The sequence below is a fragment of the Gloeocapsa sp. PCC 7428 genome, assembly GCF_000317555.1.
Classification (GTDB): domain Bacteria; phylum Cyanobacteriota; class Cyanobacteriia; order Cyanobacteriales; family Chroococcidiopsidaceae; genus Chroogloeocystis.
In genome coordinates, this window is sequence record NC_019759.1 from 23,428 (window position 1) to 30,787 (window position 7,360).

Consider the following 7,360-nt stretch of genomic DNA (forward strand, 5'->3'; position numbering starts at 1 on the left):
GGTTTGACCCAATGAGCCTCATGGCAGTGGTACTCCTGATAATCCCAGTGCCAACTTAAAAACCTCTTTTGCTGCTTCACTTACAGTGGTTTTAGCTGCGGCATCACCTAAACTTTTTCCCCACCCGATAAGTTTGCCCATAACTGTTGGGTTACTCTGTGCCTGCTCCGCCAAGTCTTTAGCAATCTGCTGCTGGGCTTCCTCTGAGTTATGTCCCTGAGTTTGCAGTTGAGTCAAAAGTTGCTGAATCGCTGCTGCTGCTTCAGCTAGGCTTTGCTTTGATGAGTAGTCAAGATTTGATGAGTAGTCATTTAGAGTGCCACCTATCTGAGTTCCTTGATCTCCGGCGAAGCCACCACCGAATTTGGCACTGCTCAGGTTGTATTTAGAAGTTTCTGACGTAGACTCACTTTCAGCTTTGGCTGTAACTTCAATAACATTACTAATAGGTCTAGCAGCCATTAGCTTAACAATCTCTGTTAGGTCTGTATTCCGCTGACGATAATCTGCCAACAGCTCATCCTTAGCTTGGCTCTGGTATCGGTATTTCTCCTCTAAGGCTTTGAGTGCATATTCATACTCTCGCTTCAGGTAATTCTCAATATCTTCCTTATTCGCGTCAGGAGGAACGTTTACCCGGATAACGAAAGCACCATCATTCTTGTTCTCAATGGCTTGAATGAATAGCTCATTGCCGCCGCACTCAACTTTTAGCTTTTGAAAAGAGGTGAGAAACGCCCTCCAATCAATGCCATTGCTGAAAATCAGGTCAACAGTGTCGAGAGCCTTTCGTAATAGCTTGGTGAACTCTCCCGGCGTAAAGTTTCCACTGCTGGGGCGGCGTTCCTGTTGGTTATGCTTCAGGTAAACGTATTCACAAATCACGTCATCAAGGTTTGTTTCGTTGTTAGTATGCCAATCTACTAAAGAGCCACCCGTAAGTATCGCCTTGTTAAAGTTAGTACCTAGTACCTGAGTTCTAATGAGTTGCGTTTTCCTAAGGTTGCTTTGGCTGAGGTTTGATGCACCGAGGTTAGTATCGATAAAAACAGTGTTCTTAAGAATGGCTCTGCTAAGATTTGATGCAACGATGAGTGCCATAGAAAATCTAGCCTTGCTGAGTTTAGCCTCACTAAGGTTAGCTTGGTAGAACTCAGTCTTTATTAGAAAAGCGCCTCTGAGTTTAGCCTTGCGGAGATTAGTGCCTCTGAAAGTTGCCCAACTTAGGTCAGCTAGAGACAGTTTAGCCTCGCTAAGGTCAGCTTCTAAGAAAGCAGCCCGTACAAGGTTAGCCCCACTGAGGTCAGCCTTCCTGAGGTTTGCCTGGCGGAAGTTAGCATCCCTCAGGTTTGCTTTTCTGAGGTTAGCTCCACTGAGGTCAATCTCTGCTTTTGAGTTATTCTCTCTCCATTTATTCCAAACCTCTACCCCTTGCCTAAGTAGAGCAAGATGTTCCTCATTTGCCATTTAGCACAAGTCCGTTGGTTTGATTGTTGCCGAAGTATAGCCTAGCGCTTTATCTGCCGACAATGAGGCTACACCGTATGAGGTCTAATGCAAGGTTAATGGGCTACTTGGCACTTGATTACAGCTTTGCTCTCATTACTCCTATTACTTGCTTAAATCCCATTTTTTATAAGTTATCCGGCTCCAGCACTCGGCAACGCCTGGACTTGCCTTCTCGCTTTTCAAATTGTCACTAGACCCCGTGCTGTCCCAAACTCTCCTGAATCAATCGCTGGATTTCCGGGTCGGGTTCATAGTCTTCCATCACTTGGTAATACGCTTCCAGATCCATCTCGGATGGTGTTGGCTCATCAGGCGCTGCGTCAGTTTGTCCGGCAGTCACATCCTCCAATGGGTAAAGTGCCATCGCTTCTCGCCAGTGGAGATACCGGAACGGCACAATATCGCTTGGTCGGAATTCTTTGGGCGATATGGGGATGACAACTTGCAATTGCTCAACGCCGCCACGAGTTGTAGCGCCGGGGCAGTGCTGGAGCGGTCGCCCGTCAACGATTCCCGCTTCTTTTGCCCACTCATACCATCTCACCAACTCCGGCGGATACTGCACAAAGGAGGTCGTGTTGTCCCGTTTTTCCGTCCACCACTGACCGCGTAAGCAATCGGTCAGAAAGCCTTGAGGGTTGGGAATCGGTTTCTTCTGGCAACGTTCTTGGTAGAGTGAGAGCGCTGCCTGTACCTGAGTCAGCGTGTATTTCAACGCTTGGGCTTTGAGTTGCGGATTAAGCGGCATGACTTCACGAATACTGGCGCAGATCGCTTCAGCTTCCGTATTGACTATCTGAGATTGAGCGTCATTGTCCTGGTAATTTTCTGCGCCTCGCAGTTCAACTCCCACCGTAGGTAAAAACTCATCCTCGGTACTGGTAGCTGTTTCTTTTTTTTCAAAAAAACAAATTCTAGTGGCAGCAGCTTGCTCTGCTTTCTTATTGATTTCCTCTGTAATAGCGAACGAGTTTACGTCGTTTGACGCCCCTATTTGGTCAATTTTTTGCTCGGATGATCGTTTTTTGGTTCGAGTCGTCAAATTTCTGACACGCTCAAACGGGCGTTTTTTACCAGGGTGGCTAATCGTCAGGCGAAATACTCCTTTACCATAGCTCTTGTCAATAATTACCAGCCCTAAACGGACAAGGATTTTTAGCGCTTCCCGAAGCGTGTTTTTGGCATACGGTCGCCCAGAGCGTTTCTCTGTCGTGCGGTTCGCGCCCAGGGGAAGACTGTAAAGCTCGATCTCCTCAAACTTCCCATCGATGCAAACTCGGAACAGATAGTTGCACAGCGAGATCGCTGCTTTGGGCGCTTCTTCAAGGATCTCTGCCAATGCTTGGCTGACGTGGGCGTGGCGGTCTAAAGCGGGTTTATTCCAGGTAGTTTCTGCTGCTACAGTCATGATTTTGCCTCCATCCGGCTTAATTTGCGGCGTGGAGCGGGGAAGAGGCGTTTGCTGTTACAGGTAGACACTGCTACTATGAAACTAGCGGCTCTGCCTCCATCCGTATACCTTTAACTCAGTCCGGTGTTAAGTTTTCCAGGCTTAGTGGCACCGTTTGAGTATTGGCATCCGCTACCATTACGTCGATATTGAATTAAGTTTCTTCCAAAAGGGAGTCTCGGATGCTCTCCCACTCAGCAATTTGCTGACGCAGGAGCGTAGCCTTGGCTCCTTTTGCTTTTTTCCCCTCAAACATCCCTTGACCTAACAGTTCGTCAGTAGCCAGGGCGATGAGGTACTCCAGGGCTTTCCCAGCTGGTGAGCCACAGCAGGGGTGAGGATTGAGATCTTACCTCGCCCAAACTGTTCAACTAGCTCGGAACGGGACAGATTCATTGATGACGCTAGAGCATCCAGACCTTTGACCGCCGTGGGTGTCAAAGTCATGTTGTAGCGACCCTTCACCTCGTCGTACATGTCCGGTTGACCTCGATAGCCTTTCTGTCCTTTTTTACCCATTATACGCACTTCCTAATAATTTTCAAACTCAAATTTAACACGCTTTTTAAAAGCATTAAATGTGTATGCCAAATAGCATCGCTACCAGGAGTAAGGATTCTAGATCATTTCCCTGGCGTTCGCCCTCTTGCTTGACGTGAGGACAAATCAATAATGACAGATAGTCTACAACAGTCCTACCGACAGCAGCTTAATTGATGCAGAGGTAGACTCTGAGCAAACTGCCACTAACGCGACTTAAGTTGGTAGTCACCCGCAAGCCACTCCTTGCTCTGCGTAAGTTTGTGCTGCTTTCCCGACTTGCTCGAACTTGCCTTGTCTCAAAGCCTCCAGCGGCGACATCCCATTTAGTCTCAAATTACCGTTGAGCATGAACGCCGTTTGCATCCACGGGTCGCTTAAGAGCAAATGCTGGAGTACAGTCTCCAATCCTGGAAGTGTGTCTTTGGTGGTAAATTGCCACGCGGGGTAGGCAAATCGGTTTTTCCCTGTGGGTAAGCCAATTAACTGCCCAGAGCGCCGTCGCTTATCGACTGCCTGACGAGTAATCCCTAGCAGGGATGCCACCTGGTTACTCGACAAACAGCCGCCCTCCGCCTCCAGCAGCTGTTGTTTCACGACTAGACCGCGTAACTTGGCACTCGCTAAAGGATCATTTTCGGTTAAAGTCGATAGCGCTTCTGGTGTTGACAAAATTTTAAGCAACCTACTGTAGTCAGTAGTAGCAGTCAACACCTCGCAGGATTCAAAAAGGTGGTCAAAAGCTTCGTGCAATGTGTTCCTGCTGTCAGTCATAGTTTTCAACCTCATTGCCCTTGGGTTCCCGATTCCAAGTGACATTTGAATTGCGTTTATCTAACTTCATAATTTGAGCTTGTACAGATGGTACTAATTTGTACCCTCTTATATATAGTTTTATGAGTTAGCTGTGAATCCGAACGTTTTTTCACTAGTCGATATCAAGAAATATTTTGTTTTGCACAAAAAGCTTTCCCCGTCCAGAATTGAGGCTCATCCGTATAACGAATATTAGGGGTGCAATTTGCACCACACCCATCGCCACTACCTGGCAGGAGCACGTATTTTCTCATAAGACCGCAGAAGCCGAGTTTTGTAATTTACTTTGTAATACACGTGTATTATCAAGAAACCGACTATGCGCAGCATCGAGACAATCAAATCAGGAGTCTGGGAGAACGAGTATTACACCGAAGATAAATAAAGTATTAAACAAGGCTGGTATCCCGATAATCGGCAGCAATCCCAATTTCGTCTTTTCGATTCGAGACGTACTCAAAGCGGGAAGAAGACAGGAAATTGGTATCTGCACGAACTAGGGCTGTACGCAAGTCTTATCTAATTCCTCTTCTGGGGAGCGAAGGTTGGCAGGAGGGAAATTCAAATCTGAGGCTCCCAGCCCACTGCCCAAGAGCCTATGAATTTGCCTTTGACAGTTACTCCGCGCTCAGGAAGTGACGGTTCGCCTTACAATGAATGCAACATAAATTATCTAGTGTTGCGTTTGGGATGACGGCACGAACTCCCTTTGCCCAAACTGAATTGTCGCCCCTCGATGCCCAAGAGCGGCTGCTCTCAATGTGGCTGCACGGGAAGTCGCCGCACACCCAGTCATCCTATCGGCTTGCTGCCACGCGATTCCTAGAATTTGTGAGCAAACCCCTTCACTTAGTGACTTTAGCAGAGGTACAGGGGTTTGCTACCCACTTGGCAGAGTCTAACCTATCTGCTAACACTCAACGCACCACGCTCTCAGCGGTTAAGTCCCTGCTAAAGTTCGGGAATCAAATCGAGGTATTAAGTGCCAACGTCGGAGCGTCCGTGAGTCCTCCAAAGGCTAAAGATACATTGACCGAGCGGATTTTAACCGAGTTGGAAGTACAAGCGATGATTGCTTTGGAAACCAAAGAGCGTAACCGAGCAATGCTGCGCCTGCTCTACGGTGGTGGTCTGCGCGTCAGCGAACTGTGCGCTTTGAAATGGCGCGATCTAACTCGGCGGGGCGACACTGGGCAAGCAACAGTGTTTGGCAAAGGTAGTAAGACGCGAGTGGTACTGCTGCCAGCAACGATTTGGCAAGAGTTAACCGCCCTACGCGGTAACGCTCTTGCCGATGCTCCCGTGTTCCAGTCCCGCAAGCAAGGCGGACATCTGACGCGCTCTCAGGTGATGCGAATTGTCCAGGCGGCGGCGAAACGCGCGGGGATAGATGCTAAGGTGTCTCCCCACTGGTTGCGTCATGCCCACGCTAGTCACTCTTTAGACCGGGGCGCACCAATTCATCTGGTGCAGCAAACCTTGGGTCATAGCAGTATTGCCACGACTTCGCGCTATCTCCACGCCCGACCCCAAGATAGTTCGGCTCGGTTCTTGCCGTTGTAGGAGTAGTTTAGTAGTAAATTGTCCGGGTAAGCTCTGCGCTAGTAGGAGCTTTTTCTACATTGACGCAGTATAACAATATTGATATAAATAGGGTGTAGGTTGTGCCTGAAACACAAGTTGTTTTCTACCAGGATGAGAGCGGGGAAGTTCCCGTTCTTGAATGGCTGGAAGAGCTACTAAAACAAAACCGGAAAGGGTACGCTAACTGCGTGGCGCGAATAGGACAACTTGCGGCAGCAGGATACGAGTTGCGGCGACCAGCAGCAGATTACCTGCGCTCCGGCATCTACGAGCTGCGAGCCAAGCACATTCGCGTGCAGTACCGCATCCTGTACTTCTTTCATGGGCAAAATGTCGCAGTACTCGCACACGCCATTACAAAAGAAGAAGAGGCAGTACCAGCAATTGATATTGAACGGGCAATAAAGCGGAAGCAATTATTCGAGGAGAATCCAGAGGCTCATACATACATAGAGGAGGAAGAGGATGGCGAAGACATCTGACGCGCTGAAAATCATTGAGAAAATGAATCGTAATAACCCTGAGCTTCAGGAGATGGTGGCAGAGTCCGCCATCAACGCGGAGGTAGCGCAGCTGATCTACGAAGCGAGAACCAAGGCAGGATTGACGCAGAAACAGCTTGCCGATCTGATTGGTACCAAACAGCCTGTGGTTGCACGGCTGGAAGATGCTGACTATGAGGGACACTCCTTGGCAATGCTCCAGCGAATTGCTCGCGCCCTGAATCAGCGGCTAGAGATCCACCTCACCCCAATCAAGCAAGAGCAACACGTGTAAGATTTCAGTAAGCAGTTAATAGCCCTCAGCATCTCTACCAGCAAACGCGCCTGGGTGTCTTCATCAACGAGCAGGCGTAGGCTCAATTGTTACTCCCTTTTCTTCCAGGCGACGGCGCTCTTCGTCGGCTTCCATCTGCAACAGTTCTTGATTGGCTTCGCAATAGCGAATAATTTCTACCACAGCATCAACGGGTAGAGCAAAGTTCTCGGCTGTTGCATCGAGGGAAAGCTCGTTGACGAGCATATCCTGCCAGACGGTAGCAGCGAGTAACCGCCGACCTTTAACATAGAGTTGCCGTCGCCAGGGATGCGGGCGTTCGACTAAATATTTCCACTCCGTCTGTGTAGGAGGCTGAAGTCCTGGAATTACTAATTCAACTTGCTCGTCTGGTTTAACTAAAGCTACCTTGAATCCTTTCTGAGTATACTCCTTGAGGGTAAATAGCACAGAAACAGCGCGAAGGATCGCTTCTTTGGCGCTGGTCGCACCGAGCGCTTCTCGCAACCACTCGATCTGCGCTTCTTGCTCCGGTGTCACGTTGAAGTTCTGCCTTTTTGTTTCTCCTGCCTGTGTCATCAACTACCCAGCCTTAGTATCAACTTTTTGTTGAGTATATTTTACTTACAAGGGAGATGATGCGTTTGCTACTACTTTTTGGCAAGTTAGCAAGTTGGGAACCTA

At 48.6% G+C, this 7,360-nt stretch carries 7 protein-coding genes; 3 read left to right on the forward strand and 4 right to left on the reverse strand.

What is annotated here, in order from left to right; genetic code table 11:
* Positions 1-18: 18 nt before the first annotated feature.
* The 3 genes from GLO7428_RS25610 to GLO7428_RS25625 form a co-directional block, all read right to left on the reverse strand.
* A complete protein-coding gene (locus GLO7428_RS25610) occupies positions 19-1,467 on the reverse strand; it encodes a pentapeptide repeat-containing protein (RefSeq protein ID WP_015211468.1) in 1,449 nt (482 codons plus the stop codon).
* Positions 1,468-1,699: 232 nt separating this feature from the next.
* Positions 1,700-2,917: a hypothetical protein gene (locus tag GLO7428_RS25615; protein WP_015211469.1), complete on the reverse strand. Its 1,218-nt coding sequence runs from the start codon at positions 2,915-2,917 to the stop codon at positions 1,700-1,702.
* An 810-nt stretch (positions 2,918-3,727) separates the two neighbouring features.
* Positions 3,728-4,273: a hypothetical protein gene (locus tag GLO7428_RS25625; protein WP_015211471.1), complete on the reverse strand. Its 546-nt coding sequence runs from the start codon at positions 4,271-4,273 to the stop codon at positions 3,728-3,730.
* 699 nt (positions 4,274-4,972) lie between these two features.
* On the opposite strand from GLO7428_RS25625, the gene GLO7428_RS25630 reads away from it, so the two are divergent.
* The 3 genes from GLO7428_RS25630 (at position 4,973) to GLO7428_RS25640 (ending at position 6,676) form a co-directional block, all read left to right on the forward strand.
* Positions 4,973-5,878, forward strand: coding sequence for a tyrosine-type recombinase/integrase (locus GLO7428_RS25630; protein ID WP_015211472.1), 906 nt, complete (start codon positions 4,973-4,975; stop codon positions 5,876-5,878).
* A 101-nt stretch (positions 5,879-5,979) separates the two neighbouring features.
* Complete coding sequence (locus GLO7428_RS25635) at positions 5,980-6,381, forward strand: type II toxin-antitoxin system RelE/ParE family toxin (protein WP_015211473.1); 402 nt, start codon at positions 5,980-5,982, stop codon at positions 6,379-6,381.
* Complete coding sequence (locus GLO7428_RS25640; protein WP_015211474.1) at positions 6,365-6,676, forward strand: helix-turn-helix transcriptional regulator; 312 nt, start codon at positions 6,365-6,367, stop codon at positions 6,674-6,676. Before GLO7428_RS25635 ends, GLO7428_RS25640 begins: the two co-directional genes overlap by 17 nt.
* A 63-nt stretch (positions 6,677-6,739) precedes the next feature.
* On the opposite strand, the gene GLO7428_RS29340 is transcribed toward GLO7428_RS25640, so the two are convergent.
* Positions 6,740-7,255 (reverse strand): hypothetical protein, encoded by a 516-nt coding sequence (locus GLO7428_RS29340; RefSeq protein ID WP_015211475.1) that lies wholly within the window; start codon positions 7,253-7,255, stop codon positions 6,740-6,742.
* Between the last annotated feature and the right edge of the window lie 105 nt (positions 7,256-7,360).

Coding starts and splice junctions, on each gene's coding strand:
- GLO7428_RS25615 (WP_015211469.1), bottom strand. CDS start 2,917: ATGACTGTAGCAGCAGAAACTACCTGGAATAAACCCGCTTTAGACCGC.
- GLO7428_RS25630 (WP_015211472.1), top strand. CDS start 4,973: ATGCAACATAAATTATCTAGTGTTGCGTTTGGGATGACGGCACGAACT.
- GLO7428_RS25640 (WP_015211474.1), top strand. CDS start 6,365: ATGGCGAAGACATCTGACGCGCTGAAAATCATTGAGAAAATGAATCGT.
- GLO7428_RS29340 (WP_015211475.1), bottom strand. CDS start 7,255: ATGACACAGGCAGGAGAAACAAAAAGGCAGAACTTCAACGTGACACCG.
- GLO7428_RS25625 (WP_015211471.1), bottom strand. CDS start 4,273: ATGACTGACAGCAGGAACACATTGCACGAAGCTTTTGACCACCTTTTT.
- GLO7428_RS25610 (WP_015211468.1), bottom strand. CDS start 1,467: ATGGCAAATGAGGAACATCTTGCTCTACTTAGGCAAGGGGTAGAGGTT.